The 26,376-nt window shown below is 61.9% G+C and carries 17 protein-coding genes; 12 read left to right on the plus strand and 5 right to left on the minus strand.

Going from position 1 to position 26,376, the window contains the following annotated elements; translation table 11 throughout:
- Positions 1–18 precede the first annotated feature (18 nt).
- The 7 genes from A5788_RS02680 to drmB all read left to right on the plus strand — a co-directional run bounded on the left by A5788_RS02680 (position 19) and on the right by drmB (position 14,170).
- The gene (locus tag A5788_RS02680; protein ID WP_064867002.1) at positions 19–1,098 is read left to right on the plus strand and encodes a hypothetical protein; all 1,080 of its coding nucleotides are present in this window, start codon (positions 19–21) and stop codon (positions 1,096–1,098) included.
- Between the two features lie 309 nt (positions 1,099–1,407).
- Positions 1,408–2,610, plus strand: coding sequence for a DNA cytosine methyltransferase (locus tag A5788_RS23400; protein WP_082938125.1), 1,203 nt, complete (start codon positions 1,408–1,410; stop codon positions 2,608–2,610).
- Positions 2,611–2,915: 305 nt separating this feature from the next.
- Complete coding sequence (locus A5788_RS24000) at positions 2,916–4,292, plus strand: sacsin N-terminal ATP-binding-like domain-containing protein (protein ID WP_197494618.1); 1,377 nt, start codon at positions 2,916–2,918, stop codon at positions 4,290–4,292.
- Positions 4,293–4,334: 42 nt separating this feature from the next.
- Positions 4,335–7,658, plus strand: a complete 3,324-nt coding sequence (locus A5788_RS02685; protein WP_197494619.1) for a DEAD/DEAH box helicase — start codon at positions 4,335–4,337, stop codon at positions 7,656–7,658.
- The gene (locus A5788_RS02690; protein ID WP_064867000.1) at positions 7,655–9,178 is read left to right on the plus strand and encodes a nuclease-related domain-containing DEAD/DEAH box helicase; all 1,524 of its coding nucleotides are present in this window, start codon (positions 7,655–7,657) and stop codon (positions 9,176–9,178) included. The genes A5788_RS02685 and A5788_RS02690 overlap by 4 nt, the downstream gene beginning before the upstream one ends.
- Positions 9,175–12,372 carry a helicase-related protein gene (locus A5788_RS02695; protein WP_064866998.1) on the plus strand — a complete coding sequence of 1,066 codons (3,198 nt, stop codon included), beginning with the start codon at positions 9,175–9,177 and terminating at the stop codon, positions 12,370–12,372. The genes A5788_RS02690 and A5788_RS02695 overlap by 4 nt, the downstream gene beginning before the upstream one ends.
- Positions 12,353–14,170, plus strand: coding sequence for a DUF1998 domain-containing protein (gene drmB, locus A5788_RS02700; protein ID WP_064866996.1), 1,818 nt, complete (start codon positions 12,353–12,355; stop codon positions 14,168–14,170). Before A5788_RS02695 ends, drmB begins: the two co-directional genes overlap by 20 nt.
- Before the next feature lie 15 nt (positions 14,171–14,185).
- On the opposite strand, the gene A5788_RS02705 is transcribed toward drmB, so the two are convergent.
- On the minus strand, positions 14,186–14,659 hold the full coding sequence (locus A5788_RS02705) for a very short patch repair endonuclease (RefSeq protein WP_082938124.1): 474 nt from the start codon (positions 14,657–14,659) through the stop codon (positions 14,186–14,188).
- A gap of 155 nt (positions 14,660–14,814) precedes the next feature.
- Here A5788_RS02705 and A5788_RS02710 point away from each other — a divergent pair, with 155 nt between their 5' ends.
- Both A5788_RS02710 and A5788_RS02715 read left to right on the plus strand, forming a co-directional pair.
- A complete protein-coding gene (locus A5788_RS02710; protein WP_064867030.1) occupies positions 14,815–16,110 on the plus strand; it encodes a hypothetical protein in 1,296 nt (431 codons plus the stop codon).
- A gap of 147 nt (positions 16,111–16,257) precedes the next feature.
- Positions 16,258–17,880 carry a long-chain fatty acid--CoA ligase gene (locus A5788_RS02715; protein WP_064866994.1) on the plus strand — a complete coding sequence of 541 codons (1,623 nt, stop codon included), beginning with the start codon at positions 16,258–16,260 and terminating at the stop codon, positions 17,878–17,880.
- A 30-nt stretch (positions 17,881–17,910) separates the two neighbouring features.
- Here the strand turns inward: A5788_RS02715 and A5788_RS23405 are convergent, their stop codons facing one another.
- On the minus strand, positions 17,911–18,291 hold the full coding sequence (locus tag A5788_RS23405) for an excalibur calcium-binding domain-containing protein (protein ID WP_005207136.1): 381 nt from the start codon (positions 18,289–18,291) through the stop codon (positions 17,911–17,913).
- Positions 18,292–18,429: 138 nt separating this feature from the next.
- Positions 18,430–18,615: a zinc-binding dehydrogenase gene (locus A5788_RS02725; RefSeq protein WP_005207137.1), complete on the minus strand. Its 186-nt coding sequence runs from the start codon at positions 18,613–18,615 to the stop codon at positions 18,430–18,432.
- 304 nt (positions 18,616–18,919) lie between these two features.
- Here A5788_RS02725 and A5788_RS24200 point away from each other — a divergent pair, with 304 nt between their 5' ends.
- Positions 18,920–19,207: a PASTA domain-containing protein gene (locus A5788_RS24200; RefSeq protein ID WP_231894331.1), complete on the plus strand. Its 288-nt coding sequence runs from the start codon at positions 18,920–18,922 to the stop codon at positions 19,205–19,207.
- Positions 19,208–19,217: 10 nt separating this feature from the next.
- Here A5788_RS24200 and A5788_RS02735 read toward each other — a convergent pair whose 3' ends face one another.
- A complete protein-coding gene (locus tag A5788_RS02735; RefSeq protein WP_231894332.1) occupies positions 19,218–20,081 on the minus strand; it encodes an N-acetylmuramoyl-L-alanine amidase in 864 nt (287 codons plus the stop codon).
- Between the two features lie 27 nt (positions 20,082–20,108).
- Here A5788_RS02735 and A5788_RS02740 point away from each other — a divergent pair, with 27 nt between their 5' ends.
- On the plus strand, positions 20,109–21,191 hold the full coding sequence (locus A5788_RS02740) for an HNH endonuclease (RefSeq protein ID WP_039856129.1): 1,083 nt from the start codon (positions 20,109–20,111) through the stop codon (positions 21,189–21,191).
- 13 nt (positions 21,192–21,204) lie between these two features.
- On the opposite strand, the gene A5788_RS02745 is transcribed toward A5788_RS02740, so the two are convergent.
- Positions 21,205–24,513, minus strand: a complete 3,309-nt coding sequence (locus tag A5788_RS02745) for a DEAD/DEAH box helicase (protein WP_051993922.1) — start codon at positions 24,511–24,513, stop codon at positions 21,205–21,207.
- A 161-nt stretch (positions 24,514–24,674) separates the two neighbouring features.
- Here A5788_RS02745 and A5788_RS02750 point away from each other — a divergent pair, with 161 nt between their 5' ends.
- Positions 24,675–26,330: a nuclease-related domain-containing DEAD/DEAH box helicase gene (locus A5788_RS02750; protein ID WP_064866992.1), complete on the plus strand. Its 1,656-nt coding sequence runs from the start codon at positions 24,675–24,677 to the stop codon at positions 26,328–26,330.
- Positions 26,331–26,376 lie beyond the last annotated feature (46 nt).

Genomic DNA, 26,376 nt, shown 5'->3' on the forward strand with positions numbered 1-26,376 from the left:
AACAGCGAGTCCGCACCCATGACCATCGGACCGCTCCCCGAGTGGGCAGACAAGCGACTCATCGTGCGGCTCAACAGCTCCGACGAGCTATACGTCATCGACGGCAACGCACATACCTATCGTGGACGCGTCGAGCTCTACAACTTGGACGAGGGGTACGGGATCGCCGTATTCCCTCGCGAGATCGTCGCCACTACCGACTACGCACATGGCTGGCTCGGGGGCTTTCTCAGTGGTAACGAGCCCGCACTGCCGGACTCGGCTGCAGTCGCCGACCTGCGCGGTTCCCGCGAACTCGAGTACTTCCACACCCACCAACGCGAACTCCGGTCGTCGAACCGCGGCCTGTACTGGGTACGCGCGCGCAGCGAAAATAGCAGCGGCACAACCGTGAACGACATCTACAGGTCACTCTCGGAAGTGTTCGTGGCGTTCCAGCGCGTTGACGTGCTCGGCATCGCCGAATGGTCGCCGATCGCCAGGTTCTACGACGAGGGCCAGCCGATCGACCTGACTGAACCAGCCGAAATCCACGACGCCTTCGCCTGGGTTAACCCCGGATATGCAATGAGCGACAACGCAACCGCCGCTCGCACTCTTCGCGTGATCAACTGCGATCAGTCTCGACTTCCGAGCGGAGCCGTCGAAGTCGTCATCAGCATTCAGACTCTGCGCGGGATCGTCGACGCCGTGGAGGTGACGGTCAACCTCGAAGAGCCTGCGTTTGAGAACGGCACATCCTCTGGCCAAATTGAATCGCTTCTCGCGACGATCTTCGAAAGCCTCGTCACCACAGTAGATCCCGACACTGCCACCGCCTCGACGTGGACCGCCGTCGACGCTACAGACGTCTACCCTCCCGATCCCCACAGCAACCGAGAGCTGGACACGCCGGTCACACCCGGCTGGCTGACCTACGTCGTCGACCGTCTTCACTTCCCTGCCGCCGACATCAGCGGCACCACAATCAGGTCTGCGCCCTGGCACGCCGGGGTTCTGCTCACCGCCACACCTCGGCTCGACGACTTCACTCTTAATGCAGCGGAACGTGTCGCGGCGGCGCTGGGGTACCAAACGGACGAAGGCGACGCTCACTAGCCCGGATGCACAGCCCTCCTCGCCGAACGATCCGCCGGTCGCGTCAGTCCCAGATTCTCCCGAAGCGTCGTCCCGCGATACTCCCCGCTGAACAACCCGCGCGGTCGAAGAAGCGGCACCAGATGTAGACCTCCTCCTCGAAGACACCGCCCCTCGGCTCACGAGGACGACGAGTCTCGGCGCCGACTCTACCTGGTGGGAGGGCACGACCACAGCACGCGTGGCGATTCGTTGACGTCGGAGCCGACGGCTACTCTCCTATAGATGATCGCGAGTACCCAAACGCCGCTACCGCCGGTCGCTAGCCCTATGATCGTAGATCTTTTCGCAGGTCCAGGCGGTCTCGATGTCGCAGCGCACTGGCTCGGCGTGCCGTCCATCGGGATCGAGTTCGACGAATCAGCAGTCGCTACGCGGAGAGCGGCCCGCCTCTGTTCCATCTTGTCGGACGTCAGAAATTGGAGTCCAACCGATTTCACTACCCAAGTCAACGTCCTGGCTGGCGGTCCCCCTTGTCAGACTTACACAGTGGCCGGCAACGGGCACGGGCGTCGGGCACTCGCTGAAGTCATCGGGCTGATTGACAAGCTCGGTAAGGGCTCGATCGATGAAGTGCTCCGCGAAGTCGACTCCCATACCGACCCGCGAACGGGATTAGTATTGCAGCCCCTAATATGGGCCCTTCGCGCGCTGGACGCGAATCGCCCGTTCGAAGCAATTTTGCTCGAACAAGTTCCGGCCGTGCAACCGATCTGGGATGCGATGGCAAACGTGCTGCAGAAAATGAATTATGGTACCGACGTGGGCATCCTCTCCACAGAGGAGTACGGGGTGCCACAAACCCGGAGACGAGCAGTGTTGATTGCACGACTCGAGGTTTGCAATGGAGATGTCAAACTGCCATCGCCAACCCATCAGAAGTACATAAACAATGCGTTCGATGCACCCCCCGCAATTGACAACGAAAGCAAGCTCCCGAAGTGGATCTCGATGGGCGAGACTCTCGGGATAGAGTCCCCTTTCTATGTCGAATCCAATTATGGGAGCGGAGGCGATCCCAAGAACCGAAGCAAGAGACTCCACAACCGTCCTGCTTTCACCGTCACGAGCAAGGCAACCCGCAACAAGATCATTATCGACGGCGAATACTATCAAAGGTTCGGCGTAGCCGAGGCAGGACGCTTGCAGACTTTTCCCGACGGATATCCATGGAGAGGCAGGGATGTTTCTCAGCAGATCGGTAATGCGATCCCCCCCAGGCTCGGCGCACACCTCCTCAACTCACTGCTAGGAATGAATACTGTTCTCAAGGAAGCGTTTTTTGAGAGACATCGCGCATCCTGGGCAGGCCCAAGCGAGGCAGACCACAGGCTGGTGCGCAATGCAATCGCTTGCGCACCAGCCCGAGAAGGTTCGGGAATGACAATCATCGGAGATCCAGGACGAGTGTCGGTTTCGCACAGCGACAGAACAGACCATGAGAATTCGGCGCCATCCGTACGTCCAGATTAAGGAAAGCCGAGCAGACGTCACGGAGTCGATCATGCTGCTCGCTCGCCGCGCCGCCAGTGAGTGTGCTGCTCAACTGCGCAGACCGCAGTCAGCAGGACGGTGGTACAACTCGCTTAGCCCAATTGGGCGAATATGTCAGAGGCAATGGATAGGTTGTCATTGTTACGGTACCTGGGGGCTTGGCGCGACCGCCCGACTCAGGTCACCGGAGCATCGAGCGGCCGGAAGGCCGTCCTGAACGGTGATCGAGTGTGGGCTCCGACCCCGGTGCGGGTCAGGAGCGATAGTAGGAGTTGAGTCTTACAGTGACGTTTGCTAGTGAGTTGTGGGTTCCGGACCCCGAACTGGTATCAGAGGTTGAAGCCCAGTTCGGTCGGGCGATCGACTCCTACCGAATACAGCCCAACCTCATCGTGGAGCACGCCAATCTGGAGGAGTCCATTCGGACTGGCGGCTACGCGAATCGGACGCTCCTCGAGCTCGTGCAGAACGCCGCCGACGCCATCGTCGGTGCAGACGACAACACTCAGTCCGCAGGCCGCGTGGACATCGTCCTCGACACGGAGAATGAAGTCCTGTACTGCGCCAACGCCGGGCGACCCTTCTCGCGCAACGGGCTCACGGCCATCTCGATGGCATACGTGAGTGCGAAGCGCGGCGACGAAATAGGTCGATTCGGCCTGGGATTCAAATCGGTCCTGGCAGTCTCGGATGCACCCCAGGTTTTCAGCCGGTCTGTCGCTATCGAGTTCAACACGCAGGAAGCGCGCGAAGCACTGCGCACGGCGAACCCAACTAACGGCAAGCTACCCATTCTGCGGACAGCTACGATGGCAAACACCGAAGAAGCGGTTGCCGGCGACCCGATTTTGGCAGATCTATGTGGGTGGGCGACGACCGTGGTCCGGCTTCCCGGCGCCAAGAATCTGAAGCGTCTGCGAGACGAAATCGAGGGCTTCAGGTCAGAATTCCTCCTTTTCGTGCAGGCCGTTCGAGAAGTGCGGTTGCGGGTGGTCGGCGATCAGCCGTACGAGGCCCGCCACATTTCGCGCGAACTCGGTGACGGAAGATTCGGCCTCGAGCTGAAGGATCACGCTCCCGAAGAGTGGATCGTTGAGAGCCGTATGCACGCGCCATCTTCTGAAGCTCGACGTCAAGTCGGCGAAGCGGTATCACGCTCGGAGGTTAAGGTCACTGTCGCAGTCCCAGCCAATCAGCGGGACCTCAAACGAGGGCAATTCTGGTCGTACTTTCCATTGCAGGATGAGACTTCTGCGTCTGCGCTCTTCAACGCTCCGTGGAGCGTGAACGACGATCGCACGACATTGCTGAGAAACGATTACAACCGCGAGATTCTGCGAACTGTCGCGGAAATGTTCGTCGAAATCATGCCAAGTCTGAGCACACGCAAGGATCCCGCGGCGCATCTGGACTTCATGCCTGCCCGAGGCCGGGAGACACTCAGTTTTGGTGACGAGCTGCTCACCGTCCACATTCCGGAGGTCGCTGCTGGGTTCGACCTGATCCCTGATGCCACCGGCAACCTTCGAGGCGGTCAAGAACTGCTCCCGCTAGATTTCGCAATCGTTTTTGACAAGGACATCCACCAGGCTTGGATTCAGTCCCCCAACACAGGGGACGACGTCCCGCATTGGCTGTGCTACCAGACGTCAACTCGATGAACACGTCTACGAGACCTCTACCTCCTTGCCCACAGCTCCGGGGTGGATACCCGAGATTCGAAAACCCTCCTTGCCAACCTTCCTAAGCGAGGGCTTCTGACCTGGTTACGTGAATGGGCAGAGGGCGACGACCCTGTCTCTGCAGCGAACGCACTGAAGACCGTCGCGAGCCATTTGAGTTTGCCAAACATCAGGGAAGCAAAGGTCATCCCAACCACAGGCGGCATACGAGCGCTAGCGGACAATCGACTCGTCTTCCTGCACAGCGAATCGGATCTAGAAATCGAGGACGCGGTCTTCGTCAATCCGAAGTTTCTAGGTCAGCCCGGCGTCGAGAAGATCCTCCAGGAGCAACATTTCCGCGATTTGGACCCAGAGGCCATCCTCACTGCTCGCCTTGCAAAATTGGACAGCGATCCGGCCGCTGACGACCTGACCAGGGTTTGGGACTCGACGGTCGACCTACCCTCGCGAGTCGCCGTGCGGATCATGCGGGCGTCGAATGCACCGATTAAGGTGCCCACGCTCGACGGGGGGTGGGCGTGGCCTCAGCAGGTTCTCGACCTTGACACGCCACTGAATGAGCAGTTCGCTCAACAATTGCTCGATCGGCGTCGTTGCGAGGCCGATGTCGCACGGCAACTGGGCGTCGTACGCGAACCGATCAAGGCCTACCCAGTCGAGGATGAGCCCTACTTCGGCGAGTACCAGCAGTGGGTGTTGGACAATCTCAACCGCAAGCGCGGACCTGGCGAAAGGCCGATTGACACCGTCGAATTCAATCGGGCTGACGGGCCCGGCCCTTTCTCCGTTCTGTTCCTCCTTCGCGACGCAGGTGCTCCACCAGCTGCACGTGAATCGTGGACCTCCGCTCTTCTATCGCATGGCGACGAACAATGGACCTGCGAAGACCTAGGAAGCGGTAACACCTACGGTGTCGACTCACCTGCGTTATGGGCAATCCGAACTGCAGGCTTGGTGAACTCCAGTCGCGGCCCCCGGGAACCCGCAGGTGTGGTTGCGCCATCGCTTGTGCAATATGAGGGCCTGCTACCGCTGTTCCGCGGAGCGCGGCAAGCCGCCACGGTCCTCAAGCTCACAGACGAACTCGACAAGGTCCCGCGCGAACTGATGCGGGAAATGCTGGAGGGGAAGATCTTCCCCTCCGCTATCAAAAACGACGTCCTCGTCGAGTTCGTCATAGCAGCGACGAAAGCCGGGTTCAACGGTGCAAAGCCTGCAACCATACCCGCGCGTGTTGCGAAAACAATCGAGCCAGTGCCCCCTTCTGCGGTGTATCTCGCTACGAATGATGAGCAGGAGACCTTCCTTTTAACTCGGCAACGTCCTTTTCTTCGCACCAGCAGCGAATATCTTGATGAGCTGACCAACGCAGTCGGCTGTCGTCGGTTCGAGGACAGTTTTGCGTTCTCGGAGATCATTGAAGGCCGACAGAGCAGCGAACCGATACTGGACACCTACCCTGGGCTTCGAAACGCTCTCGGCTCCAACAAGCTGAACGGCGCAAAGATTGCTCGCGCCTTGACAATCGCCAAACGCGTTACTACCGAAGACGGAGTCGAGGACAAACCGGAGAACTGGTATCTCGACGGCAGCGAACTAGTCGTCAGTGATAGCGCTGACGAAAAGCAAACTTTGAAGCTAATCAATGAAGCATTCGAGCTAGGCCTCGACAATGCGAGTCTCAACTCCGTAATTGTGGCCGGGATCAATTACAAGCTCGAGGACCTTCGGGTCCAAGCGAAGGCGGTTGACTCAGATTCCGAGCGGCTTGAGCTTTACATCGGGCCAGACGACCTGCGCGACGCGCTTCCGACGGGCCTCTGGTCAGCGCTCGAAGCCCAGGGAATCGTGAACGACAGGACATCGGTCGCCGACTTATTCTTGGTCGTTTATGGTTCTGACTCACTCAAGATCCTCGCAGAGCGCTTCCGCGAAATCGGGTTCTCTGACGTCCCGACTGCATGGGCAGGTATGTCCGCAGCAATTACGTGGGTTCGCAAAATGGGATTCGCGGCAGAATATGCGGGCCAGAGATCGCAGCCCCGCCCCCACGAGTACGTGGTACCAGGTGCGGTGAAGCTCAGCGACCTTCACACCTTTCAGAAGAAAATAAGCGAGAAGCTTCGCGTTGTACTGACACAACCGTCAGAGAACGGGCCAGCGCAAAAGGGAATGGTTGAACTCCCGACGGGTGCTGGCAAGACGCGTGTGGCGACACAAACGGTACTGCGACTCTTCGTCGACGATGTGCTCAACGGACCCGTGCTATGGATCGCGCAATCCATTGAGCTATGTGAACAGGCGGTTCAGACGTTTGAGACTGTCTGGCGCTACCTCGGAGACGAACAACCACTGACGATCGGACGCCTCTGGCAGAACAACAAGGTCCACGAGCCGGACACTAAATTCAGTGTGATTGTCGCGACCGACGCCAAGCTCGAGGCCATTATGAACGACCCTGAATACCAGTGGTTGGCGACGCCTGCGGCGATATTTGTCGACGAGGCCCACCGCGCCGGCGGGTCGACTCGTTACACACAAATCCTTCGATGGCTCGGGGTCGACGGACGCAGCTTCGAGAGGCCTCTCGTCGGGTTGTCCGCCACCCCGTTCAAAGGTGGAGCAGGCGATACTGAGGCGACAAAGCAACTCGCGGCACGTTTCGGCCGAAACCGCCTCACCGCCTTCGAAACCGACGCATACAAGCAGCTGGTCAGTCTCGGTGTCCTGGCCAGCGTCAAGCACGAAATTCTTCCGGGTGTCGACGTACCCCTCAGCGCCGTCGAGCAGAAAGACATTCGCACTTCTAAAGTCATCGACCGCGGCCTGTACGAGCGTCTCGGCCGTGACGAGACTCGGATGAAGATCCTCGTCGAACACATCATGGCCCTCATCAATCGGCACCCAGAGTGGCCCGTCCTTGTCTTCACGCCCAGCGTTCTGTCAGCACAAGTGCTTGCCGCGTCACTGAGCTACCGAGGGGTGAAGGCCGACTCTGTCAGCGGGCAGACTGGCCGCCAGCAGCGTCGAGAAGTGATCAATCGATTCCAAAGAGGCGAGATCAAGGTGTTGGCAAACTGCGATCTACTCATTCAGGGCTTCGACGCCCCGGGTGTGCGCGCACTTTACATCGCTCGGCCGACCTTCAGTCCTAGCGCATACATTCAGATGGCCGGACGCGGCTTGCGCGGCTGGAAGAACGGCGGCAAAGAAGAATGCACGATCGTTGACGTCGCCGACAACTGGGGAGCTATGAACGACTTTCTCGGCTACCGCGACTACACCGAACTGTGGGATCAGCAACAGGGGAAGATCAGCGCGCAAGAAGGACATGGGGAGTGATCCTCGTACCCGCTCTGGCGGACATCGAACGCCGCGCCACGAGCAACGCCGAGCGCACGGTCGCTCGGCTCCTTCGTGACATCACCACCGACGCTGACGCACTTGCATTCCACTCTGTCGACTTACGCTCACACAAGTACAAGCAGCAGGCGGAAGCTGACTTCATCGTCCTGTGGAAGGGCGTCGTCGTGGTGATTGAAGTCAAGGGTGGCGGCGTGCGCAAGCACGATGGCCTTTGGTATTCGGTTGACCGACGAGGTGATTGGCACAAGCTGACCAGTTCCCCGATGGAACAGGCGAGATCCGCTGCGTACGCGCTGCGCGACATTCTCCACGAGGAGGGTATGGGCTGGTTTGCGCATGAGGCCGTCGTAGTCACCCCTGACATCGACTCCCCTCCCAATGCTGTTGGCTGGCTTCCCAGTCACTGGCTCGCACGGGAGGACATGAGTCCCGTAGACCTTGAAACAGCGTTGAACCGCGTGGTCGGAAACACCAGGACTGCCCCAAACGGCGTAAAGCGCGCGCGCACAAAGGATCTCCGCGTTCGCCTGTTTGGTGAGTTCACACGGATGCCGGTGATCGATGCGCAGCGCGGCGCCGTAATCGAGGACCAGAACCGAGCGACGGCAGGTCAAGCACGGGTATTGGCGGCGCTCGCCCGGAATCCCCGCGTGCTCGTCTATGGTGGCGCCGGCACCGGCAAATCCCTTGTGCTGGTTGAAGCAGCCAAGCAGGAGGCCGACCAGGGTAGATCGGTCCTCATCACCTTCCGGTCGCCGGCACTTACCGAGTTCTTCGGTCCGCACGTGCACAATCGCGGCATCGACGTGATCCCGTTCGATGAGCTCCCTGGCGACAAGACCTACGATGCTGTGCTCGTTGACGAAGCACAGGACATGATGACCGCTGATTCTATGGACCGCATAGATGCTGTGATCGTTGGCGGGCGTGCCCGAGGCAGATGGCGAATGTTCCTCGACCCGAACAACCAAGCACACATCGACGGCGAGTACGACACGGAGGTCGCTGAGCTTATCGCCGCCGAGGCGATTGCCGTAGACCTGGATCTGAACGTTCGCAATACCCAGGCCATCGTCCATGTCGTCCAGGAATATCTCGGTGCAGACGTCGGAGATCCGGGAATCGTACACGGGGAAAAGGTGCAGTGGCACAATGCGAATGGCGCCAACAGCGGCGTCGTCGAGGCCGACCTGATCGCGCAGCAACTCCTCGCCGATGGTGCGCACCGCGAAGAAGTTTGGCTTATCTGCACGAACTCGACCACCCGACCGTCTACAAGTCCCGGCGGTTTCATAGTCACCAGCCCGAAGTACGCCAAAGGCCTCGAGGCAGAGTACGTCATCGTGTTCGATCTGCCAGAGATCTACGATGCAGCCGGTACCGCAGCGTTTTACGTGGCGGTCACGCGCGCGCGTGTATCACTGCACATCATCACGTCGAAGACCGACAAGCAAAGACTCCAACAACTCTTGAAGAAGCGTGTGATGGCGAAGTGAAACTAACCCATTCTCAGCGCTCTGCGCTGAACCACCTACGTAAAGCCTACGTCGGCCCCGAGGGTGGCCCCGACGAGATAGTCACAAATATGCCGAACCGGCAATACGCTGTGGGGATGCTGTTCCCACAGGGCACAGTTGATAGGTCTGAGATCGAGGAGCTTTCAAAAACAGGAGCCCCTGAAGGCGATGCCGAAGTTGAGACTGTGGGTGAAGTCGAAGATAGAGGTGCCGCTGTCCCAATTCCCGAAGAATGGCGTCCGTCCTCGGTCGCCATCTCCTTCGTTACCGACCGACCCACCGTCACAGTTGATCTCACCGGTGGCACTTACCAGCCCATCGAGGGCGATGGTCCGCCAAGTTGGCGGCGCAGGCCATTTGAGTTCACCCAGCTTCAGTTGCTTCGCGCCGCAGCTCCTTACCCATTGACCGCAAACGACGTCGCCATTGAGGTCGGGTCGAGGTGGCGCGAATACGGCGCCTTCTTCCTGGCAACAGTTTTTGTTCGTGTTCTTGATACGTCCAACGACAACGACCGGCTAGATATCGCAGGAATGCTTTACCAGGTCGCGCTCAGCGTCATGCCCGCAGAGGGTGGACGATTTCTCGAATATGACCCGGCTCGGGCGTTCGACCTGGACGAGGAGTCCGCTGAGCTCAGATTGCGCTTCCGCGGGAGGAAGGTCTACGCAGTTGGGCACGGCATGGCTGCCGACTGGACTGTTGATGAGGACAGTGCCTGCTCCCAGATTCGACTGGATGCCGTGCCCTCGTTCGTTGTACCCGCCGTCGAGACAATCGCGTTCGACCCCGATACACCAGAGAGCGGGGCACTGAGTCTCGCCCATTTGGCAACTATGGACTCTGACACCGAAACCGTGCTCGCCTCGTTGGACGCCTTCGCTGGGGCTTTCGCGGATTGGGTCGCCGAGCAGAAAGAACGAGTCGCCGGGTTCGGCGAAGACGCAGAGGTTGCGCGTCGAATAGTGGACCGGTCAGTCAAGGCCGCTGAACGAATGGACGAGACGATCTGCCTTCTGCGGCAGCCAGACGCAGGCCAAGTGAGGACGGCATTCGCGCTCGGCATGACCTCAATGCGTCTGCAGATGGCGCAAGCGCAAACCAACCAGGGCAAGCCAACTGAAGAGCCGCGGTGGCGGCCATTCCAACTCGGTTTCCTGCTCGTCGCACTCAGCTCAACGGTGGACGAGAGTCACCGAGATCGCGATCTTGTTGACCTGATCTGGTTCCCAACCGGCGGCGGCAAGACCGAGGCCTACCTGGGCCTCGCTGCCATCGAAATATTCCGGCGACGTCTTGCGTACGGCACAGCCGGCGGTGGCACAGCAGTCATCACTCGGTACACACTTCGCTTGCTTACTGCTCAACAGTTCCAACGAGCCGCCTCGCTCGTCTGCGCAATGGAACTGTTGCGTAGAACAGGCGAGTTCAGCGACCTTCGGGTTCGGAAAATGGCGCCGTTCAGCATCGGGCTCTGGGTCGGTAACGAGGCCACCCCAGCTACCCGAGGTGAGGCAAAGACAGCACTCGAACGCCTCCACAAAGCCGCTCGACCCGAAGAGGCAAACCAGTTCCAGATTGACAGCTGCCCGTGGTGCGGAACTGCACTGTTACCCAACGCGCGCTCCGACGACAAGTCGAAGTATGGGGTGCGTATCGTCGGACGAGACGTCGTTGTTCACTGCACAAACGTCACCTGCGAATTCAACGACGAGCTGCCCGTCTCGGTCATTGACGACCTAATCTATGAGCAGCCACCCACGATTCTCCTCGCCACGGTCGACAAATTCGCGCGTCTCCAATTCAAAACAGAGGCAGGCAAGCTCCTGGGACTCGGGACCGCATACAGACAGCCGTCGCTGATCATCCAGGACGAACTCCACCTACTCGCTGGACCACTCGGTACAACCGTCGCCGTATTCGACGCGGTGATCCAGTTGCTACTGAGCCGAGGCGGATCGACACCAAAGATTGTCGCCTCGACCGCGACAATCCGTGCGTCCGATGAGCAGGTGCAAGGACTCTATGGCCGCAAGGTTGCGCTCTACCCGCCCTCGGGCCTTGACGACGACCGCACCTTCTTTTCCCAGCCCGTCGGCAGTGGAGAAGGTCGCCTCTACGTGGGTCTCATGCCACAGGCTCTGTCGCAGATGTCCGCTGTGGTGGCAGCGGCTTCGCCTCTCCTCGAACTTCCAGCGGTCCTCGGAGCGGACTCGGATGACGATTCGACTCGTGACGCGTACTGGACAGCGGTGATTTACCACAACAGCCTGCGCGAGTTGGGTCGGACCGGGACCCTGGTCGTCGATGACGTCAACGGCCGGCTAGAGCCTCGCGCAGAACGGCTCGACCTGCCTCTCCGCCGAGTGCGTGCTGACGAGGTGCTCGAGCTCACGAGTAGGAGAAGTCCGGAGGAACTCCCGAACGATCTGCGCGCGCTCAAACGCAGCGCGACTGACTCCGACAACGCAATCGACGTCGTCCTTTCCTCAAACATGCTGTCTGTGGGGATTGACATCCCAAGGCTCGCCCTGATGTTGGTGGTTGGTCAGCCAAAGACCACGGCCGAGTACATTCAAGCCACCAGCCGAGTCGGTCGAGGTAACGTCAACGGAATCGTCACGACCCTCTTCCGTTCGAACAGGGCACGCGACCGCTCACATTTCGAGACGTTCCGCGGCTACCACGAGGCTCTGTACCGCAGCGTCGAACCGACTAGCGTCACCCCCTGGTCGTTGGCATCTCGAGACCGATCCCTCGCGGGAGCGCTCGCTACGCTTGTGCGCCACAGCATCACGACAATGGCAGCGAACGATGCGGCCTTACAAATGCACCTCGACGATCCGCACATGATGAGACAGATCAAGACGCTCGTAGACGAGTTTGTGGCAATCGTGAGCCGCTCCGAGCCGAGCGAACGTGACGACACCGAAGCCGCACTATGGAGGCTTCTGCGCGACTGGGACGACCGAGCCCAACGCGCCCGCCAAGACGGCGTCGCACTCGTCTACGACGGCAAGAGCCGAGACGATGCCGCGCTCTACAAGCGCTTCGGCCAGTCGGGCGAGGGTTGGCTCGTCGGCGACTCCATGCGCTCGGTTGAACCGAATGTAGCCGTCGACGTGAAAGAACCATTCGAGGAAGGATCATCGCGTGCAACGGATAAAACATGACCTCAGGCTGTCCGAAACAGTCACACCCTTCGGCGTGGGGGCGATCGTCGACATACGCGGCGCATCCCTCATCGCCGCCGATACCTCGTGGTGGGACAAGAAATCTGCCAAAGAGGTCCATTGCGCCCGGCTCACGGACCGGCTCGGGCCCAGCATTCTTCTTGAAGCCCCAACTCACGCTGGCCGCGCCGGCAAAGACACCAACGGGTTGCTTTACTGGCGGTTCCCGGAATGGCGCTTCTGCGAACGCTGCACCCGGCTTTCTTGTTCAACGAGGAGAGACAAAGGCGCTTACGTCAACGCCTGCACTGAGTGCAAGGGTGCGCTCGTACCGATGCGATATGTAGCCATCTGCGAACGCGGCAGCCATATCCGAGATATTCCATGGTTTCAGTGGGCCCACCGCGGGCACGACAGCGGAATAACCGAAACCGTTCGCCATTGCCGCGCATATAAGGAGCTCCGTTTTTCGCGGTCTTCCGGCCACGGCGAGGGCCTCAAGTCCCTCCGCGTCACCTGTGGAGCGTGTAAACGGTCGCGGCCACTTTCAGACCTGGTCGGTTCCCAGTCACTCAGTCGTGACGGCATCCGGTGTCTGAATCGGCAGCCGTGGGAGACCGACAAGGTCGGCGAACCGTGTGAACACAATCTCGTAGCAGTGCAGCGAGGCGCCACCGGCAACTACATCGCAGAACGAATCTCTGCCCTCGACATCCCTGAGGAAACGCCTTACTCGGCCACAAAGGCCGAAAGGATTCGCGAACATATGTACTTCGAAAAGGTGGTCGCGGACAACGGCGGACCACAAGCGGAGATGGTCGCAGGGTGGATCGCCTCCGAGCTCGGCATCACCCCGGACGAAGTTCTGGCCGTTGCAGCGAGCGATGACGACCAGAACGACACCACCCTTCTCGATCTCAAAGACGGAGAGTGGGCGGCCTTCGTCAAGAAGATTGAGATTCCGGGCCGCGATCAGAGTGAGAGCGACTTCGTAGTCGATGGGTGGCGAATCGACCACCACGATGCGCCGCACCAGCGGCTTGCCGAAGTGATTGCAGGCCTTGGCCAGGTCAGGCGGGTCCGAGAGGTTCGTACGCTCAAGGGTTTCCGCCGTCACAATCCGGACGCTGCGTTAATTTCTGCCGATTTAGGGCTCGACGCAAACCGTCGGCCCGTCTATCCGGCTATCGAAATGTTCGGTGAGGGCATCTTCCTACGCTTCGACGAAGACCACCTGACGACATGGGAGAACCAACCAGCTGTCCGGGCTCGCGCCAGGCTCCTAATCGAGCGAAGAAACGACACTCCCTGGGCGCACCGACTCGATGTCCCCGAGCCCAGATTCGTTGCGCTCCACACGATTGCCCATCTACTTATCCGACGCCTCGCTTATGCAAGTGGATACTCGTCGGCCTCGCTCCAGGAGAGGATCTACGCCAGCTCAGACCGACCCGACCGGACTGCGGGAATTCTCATATACACAGCGGCAGGGGACGCGCAGGGAACACTCGGTGGCTTGGTCAGACTCGGCCACCCATCCAAGCTTGTACCTCTACTCATCGCGGCGCTGGACGACGCCGACTACTGCTCGAACGACCCGGTATGTATCGAAAGTGATCGCCAAGGCACGTCGAGCCTCAACCTGTCCGCGTGCCATGGCTGCTCCTTGGTCAGCGAAACATCGTGCGAGACCTCCAACCGGCTCCTCGACCGCCAGTTGGTGCTGGGTGGCGGCGATGTGCACGGCCTTCTCGAGGATGTACTTGAGTCGGCGCGTAGCACTGTCCGGACGAACTAGCCAAATCCCTGTGCGCTATCGACACGATCTCCCACTGGTAGCTTGAGCCCCAATCTGCATCTTGACCTGAGCGATGTCCCTAGCGACTGATTCTGGCGGCTGATGCTCCCAGTAGCGTCGAACAGTCCATCCCCGTCGCTCCAACTCGGCGTCGGTCCGGCGATCCCGCGCGATGTTCGCGTCGAGCTTCTGTGCCCACCACTGCTGATTGGCAATAGGGCGAGTTGCATGCTCAGGGCAGCCGTGCCAGAAGCATCCGTCGATGAAGATTGCGAGCTTCAGGCCACTCCAGGCGATGTCTGCTCGGGTGCGGAGGTCAGACTCGAGCTTGACGTCCGTACGGAATCGCAGGCCGCTTCGGTGGAGAATCTTCCGAACGGCGATCTCTGGCGCGGTGTCTCTGGATCGTTGCCGGCTCATTCTGGCGCTTACGGCGTTGGATGAGGCTGGTGGTCTCACCAAGGTTGCCTCCTTGCGCGGATACGTCATCAGATTGTCGCGCAAACCAACGCGCCACGGTTACCCGAAGCAATGAGCGGCGCTCGGTGGACGTTTCCGCGTGTCATCCGATCGGACCGATGATCCAATATGTCCGAGACGTCCGATACATTCAGTCCGACATCGCGCACGCTCGAGGGGATCACATGACCGACCATGAACTTCAGCAGGTACCCGTCTGGACATTGGTCACAGAGCAAACAGACGTCCCCGACGTTTTGAGCGGAACCACCGAGCTGACGTCCGATCGGCTGGCCGGGCTGCGAGATGCACTGGCCACGCTGAGCGACGTGCCGCTGACGACGCTGGAGGCACATCACCTTCCTGAGGCCGTTGATCGTTCGGCGGGCATTCCCCTCGGTAGCCTGAGCCCGCTGGCGATGGAGCTATCAAGGCTGGTCAGTCGGACACCGAAAGTCTTCTCAGACGGAGGTGAAACGCTATATCGCATGGTGGTGCCGGCGAAGGTCGCGGCGCAGGTAACCGGGGGCATTGTCAAGCCGATGACGTCCAAAGCAATCTCCGGCGGCATCCACAGCGCGCTGACAAACGGCTCGAAGATCGCGGCGCAGGCGACGTTCGTGCCCGTTGCGGGCAAAGCCGCAGTCGCAGGCGCGGCCGGTGGATCAGCTGGCACTGCAGGGATGGCCGCCGCCGGAGCCGGCGCACTCACAGTTGCAGCGCCGCTCGTGCTCATGGCGGTAGCGGTTGGGATCAGCGCACACGCCGACCGTCAGCGGCAGCAAGCACTTGAGCGGATAACCAAGCTGCTCGAGAAGATCGACGCGAACATGCTTGCCGACGAACAGCACGGTCTGGAGGGCTGCGCGAGCTCAATCGCCAAGGCGACCGCAATCCTTCTCGACCGCGGTCAATTGGGGATCTCACTCGGCCTCGACACCGCCGCCCACACCATCGACACCGCAGTAGTGAAGGCCAGCTCACGAATCGCGAAGTGGGAGCACGCATTAAGCGATCTGGACGACGACCGCATCGAGTTCAGCCATCTCGTTAAGGCTATCCCGACGATCGCCGATTCCTCCGGGGAGTTCTACATTCACCTGCAGCTGGCACGGCTTGCCTTCTCCATGAAGCGGCGGATTTTGGTGCTTCAGGCGGTCGAGCACGCACAGATGGACGAAGGCAACTCGTTCGAACGCTTCATGCACAGCCTCGATGTAGAGCAGAAAGAAGTCGAGCGATTGGAAGACCGCTTGCGCGCAGCACTTCTACGCCTGTCGTCGATCCAGTTGGACCGCTCGCACGGAATCCGTGACGTCGTATTCTCGGCCGGCGAGGTCGACAAACTACTGAACACGTCGCGTCTCCTCCAGCGCCTCGGCGAGTCCGCGCAGCTTCCCTCGCAGCAGCCCGACGTGACAATCGACATCGCTCAGCACAAAGACGGTTCGCTCGTGGTCCTACCCGCTCGCGCCGCATAGCGCCGCTTTAGGCCTCCCGCCACAAAATCGGACACACCCCGCAGCCCCGCGCGGCCGACCCTGCATAATCGACACCGTGACCGGCGTCACGACGGCGCCCTGACCCCGCGGGCGCCACAGCCCGGCACGTGAGACACAGGAGCACCCATGCAGAGCACCATGCAAGACGCCCCGCTGCAGATCGCGCAGATCCTGCGCCACGGCAGCACGGTCCACGGCGACGCCGAGGTAGTGACCTGGACCGGAGACGGTTCGCGGCGTCGAACATATGCCGAGGTCGGACGACGCTGCGCACGGTTGGCGCACGCATTGCGCGGGCTCGGCGTCGACGGTGACCAGCGCGTCGCGACGTTCATGTGGAACAACGCCGAGCACCTCGAGGCCTACCTCGCCGTGCCCGCGATGGGTGCGGTGCTGCACACCCTCAACATCCGGCTCTTCCCCGAGCAGCTCATCCACGTGGCCAACCACGCCGAGGACCAGGTCATCATCGTCGACCCCTCACTGCTGCCGCTGCTCAACCCGCAATTGCCGCAGCTGACCACCGTCAAGCACGTCATCGTGACGGGCGAGTCCACCGACGGCGTCGACGCTCCCGACGGCGTGCAGGTGCACGCGTACGAAGCGCTGATCGCCGAGCAGTCCGTCGACTTCGACTGGCCTGAGGTCGACGAGCGTTCGGCCGCCGCGATGTGTTACACCTCCGGCACCACCGGCGACCCGAAAGGTGTTGCCTACAGCCATCGTTCGATCTACCTGCACTCCATGCAGGTCTGCATGACGGATGGTCCTGCGCTCAAGCAGGGTGACCGCGCGCTCGCCGTCGTGCCGCAGTTCCACGCGATGTCGTGGGGTCTGCCGTATGCAGCGTTCATGATCGGAGCGTCGCTCATCATGCCCGACCGCTTCCTGCAGCCCGAACCGCTGGCCGCACTCATCGCTGCGGAGCAACCCACCACCGCGGCGGCTGTCCCGACCATCTGGCTCGGCCTGCACCAGTACCTCACGCAGCACCCGCAGGACATCTCCTCACTGCGCGACGTGCTCATCGGCGGATCGGCTGTACCGCCATCGTTGATGCACACCTTCGAGGATGAACACAACGTCGAGGTACTCCACGCCTGGGGCATGACCGAAACGTCGCCTCTCGGCTCCGTCGCCCGACCACCCGCGGGCACCGAAGGCGACGAGCGGTGGCACTACCGCTACACGCAGGGCCGGTTCCCGGCGTCGGTGGAAGCGCGACTCATCGGCGACAACGGCGAAACACTCCCCCACGACGGCAAGACCGTCGGCGAACTCGAGGTCCGCGGACCGTGGATCACCGGCGCCTACTACGGCGTCGACGCCGCCGACAAGTTCGACGACGGCTGGCTGCGCACCGGCGACGTCGGCTCGATCACCCCCGACGGCTACCTCACGCTGACCGACCGCACCAAGGACATCATCAAGTCCGGTGGCGAGTGGATCTCGTCGGTCGACCTCGAAAACGCCGTCATGGGCCATCCCGACGTACTCGAAGCCGCCGTCATCGGCGTACCCGACCCCAAGTGGGACGAGCGGCCCCTCGTCGCCGTCGTGCTGCGTGAGGATTCCGACGCGACACCAGAGACGTTGCGAGAGTTCTTGTCCGACAAGGTCGCAAAGTGGCAGCTCCCCGAGAACTGGACCATCATTCCCGAGGTTCCCAAGACCAGCGTCGGCAAGTTCGACAAGAAGCGCCTGCGCTCGACGTTCCACGACGGAGGACTCGACGTCACCCGGTTGTAGGTGACGCAAGTCCTCAGTCGCGGGGACGAGCTACGAGAAGAACTCGACCGAGCCCCAACCCCCACGATTCGGCTTCGACTTCGGAGCCTTCTTCTTCGGCTTGGGTTGGGGCTTGGCCTGGGGTTTCGGCTGAGCTTGGGGAGCGGGCTGCGCCTGCGGGGCGGGCTTCGGCGCTGATCGCGACCCGGTCTCACACGCGACACCGTCGCCATCGCGATCAAGTGCCGAGCGGTATCCGTCCTGGCCGCGGTAGATCGGCGCGACGCCCGCGTCACGTGCCGCCTGGCAATTCTTGTAGTACGCCACCGGCGTAGGCGCAGGAGCCGCCGACGCAACCGGGGCAAACCCGACCAACCCTGCGGCGACGCCTCCGGCAACCAGCCCGGCGATGGCCGAGTACTTCTTGTTCATCTCTCACCCAATCTCTCGATTATCGATCAGTGACAGTACTGGACGCCGACACCATCGTCGGCGGTCCCAGCGTCGGCCGAACAGACGAATCTTGCTGACGCACTGACCGATGTCGACTTCAGACGGGCAGTCCGACACTCAGTCCTCACCAAACGGAACCACGACGACCTTGCCCCGCAGCCGACCCGCCTCGGCCTCCTCGTGCACCTTGATCAACTCAGGTAGCGAAACCCGCTGCGCGATCTCAACTTTGAGATCCCCGGTGTCGACCAGGCCCACCAGTTCGGTGAGCACCGCGGCGCCGCGGCGTAGAAAGAAGGGCACGGACGCAGAGGAGTGACGCTGTGTCCCCCGATCGGACCAATCGATCCGGAATCGGACATGGCGTCGGTAGGCATGCGTACGTTTACCAGTATCTGACGTCGGGGGTCGTCACACACTATCCGTCGGAGGACTGATGAAGCACGTTCGCACACAGGGTCATCTCGCGCTCTGCGCACTTGTGGCCGCTGGAGTACTCGGCCTTACCGCATGCAGTGGTTCGAGCTCGGAACCAACAACGGCGACCACTACCACCACGACGGCAGAGGTGACCACGTCGCAACCCGCTGAGGTCACTGAAACAACAATGGCAACAACAACTCCGAAAGCTCCGGCGGCGGCACCGGCGACCACCGAACCCAAGGCAGCTGCCATGCCTAACGTCGTCTGCATGAACCTCCAGGAAGCACAGAACACCATCCAGGAAGCCGGCGTCTTCTACTCACGCAGCAAGGACGCGACGGGTCAGGGCCGCAGGCAGGTTGTCGACAGCAATTGGATCGTCGTCGCGCAGACTCCATCCGCGGGCGCGCCTGTCACAGAGGGAGAGGCCGTATTGTCCGCGGTCAAGATCGGTGAACCCAGCCCCTGCTGATCACACCGACTCACCCCGCACACCCCCGCCCGTCCACGGGAAGCGCGGTCTGCACGCCGTAGGCGATGCCCTGCGCGTACCTGGCGAGCCAACTCGATGGCAGGGGCGTCGACCCGCCCGCGCTGTCGAGTCCGAACTCGTTGTAGACCCAGGGCACGCGGTCGGACATCAGCGCGATCATCGGGATGTTGCCGGTCCATAGCGGTGCGCGACCACCAAAGTCATTGTTGGTCACCATGACTGGTAGTCCCTCGGCTCGGGTTCGAGCGTCTGCTATCGCCTGGCCGTAGCGCTGACTGGCAGCGGCAGTCGCCCCGCTGCGATATGTGATGCGCAGCGTCGTGCCATCGGCCGCGGTACCTTCGCGATACAGGCCGACGCGCTGCACGAACACCGCGTTGGCACCCGGGCTAGTATGGATACTGATCGCGACACGCGCGTGCGCCGCCACCGCACGGCCCACCCGCTGCCGATACGTGACACTCTCTGTCACAGAGGTTTTCAGCATGACAACGCGATACCCGCTCCGTTGCAAGCGTTCTCGTACCCGAGTCGCGACCGCGAATACGTCCGCATCCTCTGCGCCGTTGGGATAGTCGATCTGCGATGCGCCGGTCACCGGGTCGAAGCCGTCGATACGCACCGGGTTGTGTCCGGGGTCGAGCGCGACCACGACCTGAGGACACGTCGCCTTCGACGACGCCGCCGCGGTCGTCAACACCGCTGTCGTCAACGCCGCTGAGGAGCGGTCCGGAGCAGCACTCTGCGTCGCGCAACCACCGAGGCAGCACGCGAGAACCACGACCCCCACCCGCCTCAGAGCCCTCCGCGCTTGTTCTCGCATCATCCGATGATCGCAGACTGAACGCTGCATCGACCTCACCTCACTACACTCGACCCCGTGCCCACGGACCCCTTGACGCTCGGCCAGCAGCTGGTCGCGGTGCTCGAGGGTGGGCGGCGGACATCCACGTACAAGCTCGCCGTGATGGTCGCGCTCCTCGACCTCGCCGTCGAATCCGTCCCCGATGATCCCGCCGCGGAAGTCCCGATCGACCTCGACGAGCTGACCGACCGCGTCATGGCTCAGTACTGGACCCAACTACGCCCGCTCAGCGAGAAAGGCCATGTGGTCCTGCGGCAGTCGCGGGACGGACGTGGCGTGGTCTTCGCTGCACTTGCCGACCTACGCGAACAGTGCAGCACCCCGAGCCTGCGCGAAATGCCCATCGAGAGCGCGAAACTTGCTGCGCCTGCGGCCTATTCGAAAACGCACGAAGCGGTCAAGAAGAACCTCGTGCGCTACCCCCTCCACCTCCTCCAACAAGTCGGCACCGGCCCACACGAGTGTTTCCTCTACGACGACTCGTGGATGGGCACCGATTCGACGCGAGTCATGGCCGAGCACGGCAACCGACTCGTTCTCTTCGGCGGCGTGTGCCACACCCTCGCACGGCTGGCACCGCTGGTGAAACCGGCCTTCCAGCTCGCCTGGGTCGACGACGTGCGGCACATGAACCGCGACATCCTCGACGACGGCCCCGACATCGCCGACCACCTCTTCGGCACCGAACGCGTCTCGCTCACCCGCCCCGCGGGCATCCTCTCCGAACACTTCGGCAACGATTGCTTCTACTGCAACGCCCGACTCCGCACCGGCCGCCACGTCGACCACGTCCTTCCGTGGTCGCGAGTCCCGATCGACGGGCTCGCGAACCTCGTCCTTGCGTGCCAGCCGTGCAACACAAGCAAATCCGACGTCTTGCCGGCGCCGACGTACGTCAGCCGTGCACTCGACCGGGGGCAAGACGTCATCGACGCCCTCGCCGACGAGATCCGGTGGCCGAGTCAGTACAGCAGGGTGAAATCTGCGTCGCGCGGCCTGTACTCCACACAACCCGACACGACGCCGATCTGGCTGGGCGCCAGACACATTCAGCCACTCAAACGTGTTGACTTCGGGCGGTGGGACGTCGAACTGTAGCGGCGCCTGAACGCTACCCGAGCATCTCCCTGATGTCGTCGGAAGAGAGTGCGGTGCCGAACAATTCACCGTCGTCGATGGCTGCGTCGAACAGCGCGCGCTTGCGGTCCTGGAGTCCCACGACCCGCTCTTCGATCGTGTTCGCCGAGACCAGCCTGCAGACGGTGACCGGACGTTGCTGGCCGATCCGATGGGCACGGTCGACGGCCTGCGCCTCGGCTGCGGGATTCCACCACGGATCGCAGACGAAGCAGTAGTCGGCCTCGGTGAGGTTGAGGCCGAATCCGCCTGCCTTCAAACTGATCAGGAAGATCTGCGTTGCCCCACTGGTGAATTGGTCGACGGCCTGCGCTCGCGCATTCGCTGTCATCGACCCGTCGAGATAGCTGTACGCCAGCTCGGCGTCGTCGAGATGCGCCCGGATGATGTCGAGGAATCCGGTGAACTGACTGAACACCAGTGCGCTGTGTCCTTCGGCGACGAGCTCGGGCAACGCTTCCATCAGGTACTCGACCTTCGCCGATGCCACGCCACTATGTGTGCCGTCGACGAGACCCGCGTGTAGGCTCAGTTGCCTCAGCAGGCTCAGCGACCGGAAGACCTGGAACCGGTTCTTCTCCCAATCACCGAGCAGCCCAAGCACTTTCTGTCGTTCACGGGTCAGGCGGGTGTCGTAGATGCGGCGGTGGCGGGAGTTCAACTCGAGTGCGAGCACCTGCTCCTGCTTGGCCGGAAGGTCCAGTGCTACTTGCTCTTTCTTACGTCGCAACATGATTGGCTTGATCCGGCGTCGTAATGTTTCCATCCGCTCCGGATGTGCCCCGGATTCGATGGGCTTGCGGAAGTACTCGGTGAACGCGGTCGGCGAGGGGAACAGGCCAGGCGCGGTCACCGACAGCAGCGCCCACAACTCCATCAGGTTGTTCTCCATCGGAGTTCCGGTGATAGCAATCTTCGACGGCGCTTCCAGTCGCCGGGCGGCCTGGTGAGTCTTGCCGGTGTGGTTCTTGATGAACTGCGCCTCGTCGAAAATGATTCCGTCCCAGCGCAATGCGTCGAGATCGTCGAAGAGAAGGCGCATCAACGTGTACGACGTGACAACGATGTTGGCTCCGGCGGCAGCGTCGGACACTGCGATTCCTGACTTGGCAGGTGTGGCGACAACCGAGGAGACCGTCAAGGACGGTGCGAATCGCCCGGCCTCTGCCACCCAGTTGGGCACGACGCTCGTCGGCGCGACTACCAGGTAGCGGGCCTGCGGTGTCGACTTCACCACGCGCGTGATCATCGCCAAGGTCTGGATTGTCTTTCCCAGACCCATGTCGTCGGCGAGGATTCCGCCGATGTTGTTGTCAGACAAGAACGCTAGCCAGTTGAGTCCGTCGCGCTGATAATCGCGCAGCTTTGCCTTGAGCGTCCGCGGACAGGCCACCCGCTTCGGTGGTGTCAGCGCGGCGAGCTTGGCCATCTGCGCGCGCCACTGCGCGATCTGTTTGTCGACGACGCCGAGCTCTAGTAGTTCCTCCCACAGCGTCGCATTCATGCTGCGGGCGCTGACTTTTCCGTTCTCGATCTCGCCCAGTGCGCGGGCTTCGGCGATCAGCTCGGCGAGCCGACGCAGTTCCGGGACATCGAGTGAAAAGTAGCTGCCGTCGTCGAGGATCAGATGCGTGGCACCAGAGCTCAATTCGGAGATGAGACGCGACGTGGGGACCTGGTGGTCGCCGACCGTGACCGTGACGCCGAGGCCGAACCAATCGTTGCCGGTCGAATCGTCGGCGGTGAAGGAGATCGAGGGTTCGTCGTCGAGCTGTCGGAAGTCCACGGCGATGCGGTTGTCGATCACGATGCGTTCATCGCCGGCAAGGTCGGGCAGGACCGTCGCGACGAGCAGCGCGGCGTCGACCGACGTGATCGGTACGGCCGTGGCGAGTGCCATCGCCGGGAGCATCTCGACCTGTTGCCCTGCGAGACTTGCTTGTTCAAATGCGTGCTGGAGGTCGCGCACGGTGCTCGAACGCTGGGTGGCCGCTGCAGTCCACGCCTTGGAGAACCACGAGGCGATGCACTCGACGACCTCCTGCATCGGCTCGCGAAGCGACTCCCACAGCTCGGACTCGGCGGAAACGTCTCGATACGGCGTCGCACCGACATTCTCGGCGACGTCGAAGACATGACGACGGTCGTTGACCTGATAACCGACGCTCCAGCCGTACCGGTAGTTTCCACCGCTGTCGGTCAGGGTCAGCACGGCGAAGGGCCCCGATACGTCGGGCGGGGTGAGGACACCGTCGGCCACGCGCACGGCACGACGCTGCTCGATGCGCGGTACCACCTCGACAGCGAACTCGTCGAGGTCTTCGTGCGGGATGAGCACCGGTGAGTTGTGGGCGAGGAGGTCGACCTCCGCCTTGACCAGTGGCGGGTCGAACCCGGCGAGCGACAGCACACGGTCGCCGACTAGCCACACTCCACTGGGCACGTCCCGACCGATGTAGCCGCGCAATCGATCACCGATCAGTTCACCGTCGATGGCGAGTCCGCATCGGAGCGCGGCTCCGTCGGGGTTCGCCTCGATGTCGTACCGCAACGACGCCGTCGTGAGCTCTACCTCGACGGCACCGGGAACAGCGTCGACGACCATCTCGACGCCTGCGTCGCGGACACTACGTAACGCGTCCCATACAACATGGTTGGCTGCGGCCATACTGAGCCAATCCGACGACGTGGCATAGCTGTGGCCGGTGATCGCTTGGTGCAGTGCGCGGATGGCACCCGCGTGAGTCGCCTTCAACGACGACGTGTTGTACCCGCTGATGACTTCGCGCCACGTCGCACCGGTCTTGATCCACCGCCCCTGCCGCCCCATGAGCATGGGCCGCAGTTGCAAAGACGGTCCTAGTGAGTACTTGGTGGGAGTCGCCTGACGGAAACTCAACGCCAACGGGACACCTGCGGGCTGGACTGGCGTCGAAGTCTCTACTGTCACGCCGGCAAGGAGGTTTCGCCACGACGGAGGCTGTGGTGGAGGTACGGCCCTGAGGTGACGCTGCGCGCGATCGCGTGTCAAGCTGCCCTGCCCACCCGGGGATGACGCGGTGAGCAGTACCGCGACCGCATGCTTGCAGTCGATGCCGACCGGGCAGGTGCAGTTACCGTGGCTGAACGCTGCCATCGTCGGCGGGCGCTCGGTGAAATGAACCCGGACCGCGTAGTGGCGACCACCACTGCCCTGACACGTACCCGCGAGAACCCGATCACCCTCGACCCAGTTGTAGCTTCGCACCATGGACTGGCGGGAGTAAGCCTCGCCGCGGGACATGGTTCCCTGGTCGAAGCGCCGCCGCAGGTCTTCCGTGGTTACGTGGAACGCGGGTGTCACAGTGCGAGACTAGCGTGATGCTGACTTCGAGCCTGTCGGACTCACCTGCAACACTGCGATGAGTAGCCACGCCAGTCAGGCGAACCGAGAGAGTGGATGCAATGCCGCATACGATCCCCGAGTCGCCCCGCTTCGCTTCGAGTGCCGAGGAGTCGGTCTGGCGGCTGCTGAATGAACAACTCCTCGACACCGACCTCCTCGTCGCGAACCAGCGCGTCACCGATCACGACAAAGACCACGAGATCGATCTCGTGGTGGCCATCGAGGGCGCGGGAATCGCCTGCCTCGAAGTCAAGGGTGGCGAGGTATGGCACGACGGCGAGTCGTGGTGGCAGGCGCGAACCGGCCGACCTCCGAAAGAGATCACTCCCGTCAAGCAGGCGTTGGAAGGCTGCTACGCGCTGCGTGAGTTCGTCGAATCCGATCCGCGATGGACACAGGGGCGTCGACGCTGGGATCACCTCGTGGTCTTCCCCCACACCGAAATCCCCTCCGACTTCGCGCTGCCGGAGTGCCCACGATGGAAGATCATTGACCGCACGCAGCTCGACCAGATCATGCCCCTCGTCCGAAGAGTGTTGTTGCAGAAGGGAACCGACGTACCATTCCTCGACGCTGCGGGTATCGACCAACTCGAGACGACGCTCGGCGGGCGGGGTCTCCCGCAGCGCGACGTCGTCGCGCGAGCGATCGAGAACGAGGACGTCGCCGACGCGCTCACCGCGAATCAAGCGGTCATTCTGCGCGCTATCGACCAACTATCGCGTGTCGAGATCCGCGGTGGTGCGGGCAGCGGCAAGACCTTCCTCGCACTCGAGCAGGCACGTCGCCTCACGCGTGCGGGGCAACGCGTAGCACTGGTCTGCTACTCCCACGGGCTGGCGTCGTACCTCACGCGCATCACGTCGGCGTGGAACCGTAAGGACCGCCCGGCCTATGTCGGCGAGTTCCACGACCTCGGCATGCAGTGGGGCGCCCCCGCCGGGCCCGACGAGTCTGTTCGTACCGAAGCGGCGTCGCAATTCTGGGAACATGAACTGCCACAACAGATGCACGACCTCGCCGAGACCCTCCCACCCGGCAAGCGATTCGACGCGATCATCGTCGACGAGGCACAGGATTTCGCCGACGAGTGGTGGCCGCCGTTGCTGGCAAGTCTGCGCGATCAGGACACCGGTGGCATCTACGTATTCAGCGACGAGGCGCAGCGCGTCTTCGACCGACAGGGTTCACCACCGGTTCCGCTCGTGCCGATCGTGCTCGATCACAACCTGCGCAACACACGCCAGATCGCGAGCGCATTCAGTTCGCTTGTCGGACAACGTATGCAACTGAAGGGCGGCGAAGGCCCCGACATCCGATTCGTCGCGTGCACCGCAGAGGAAGCCCTCGAGGCCGCGGACGACCAGATCGACGTCCTGCTCGACGAAGGCTGGCGTGCCGAAGATATCGCACTACTCACCACGGGCAGTCGCCACCCGGAACAGATCGAGCGGCAAGCCGAGGGCAACGCGTCGTACTGGGCGACGTTCTGGGACGACGAGCAGGTCTTCTACGGACACGTACTCGGCTTCAAGGGGCTGGAGCGTCGAGTAATTGTCCTCGCGCTCAACGAGTCCCAGGTGAGGAGCCGGTCGACGGAACGGTTGTATGTCGGGCTGTCGCGTGCACGCGAGCAACTCGTGGTGTGCGGCGATCCCGAGTTCGTGCGGACAGTCGGCGGACCCGCGGTTGCGCGACGACTGGGCATCGACTGACTCGCCCGAATTGTCAGACCCTACGCATACGGTGTCACCAACACTC

The organism is Gordonia sp. 852002-50816_SCH5313054-c, from assembly GCF_001665925.1.
GTDB lineage: Bacteria > Actinomycetota > Actinomycetes > Mycobacteriales > Mycobacteriaceae > Gordonia > Gordonia jacobaea.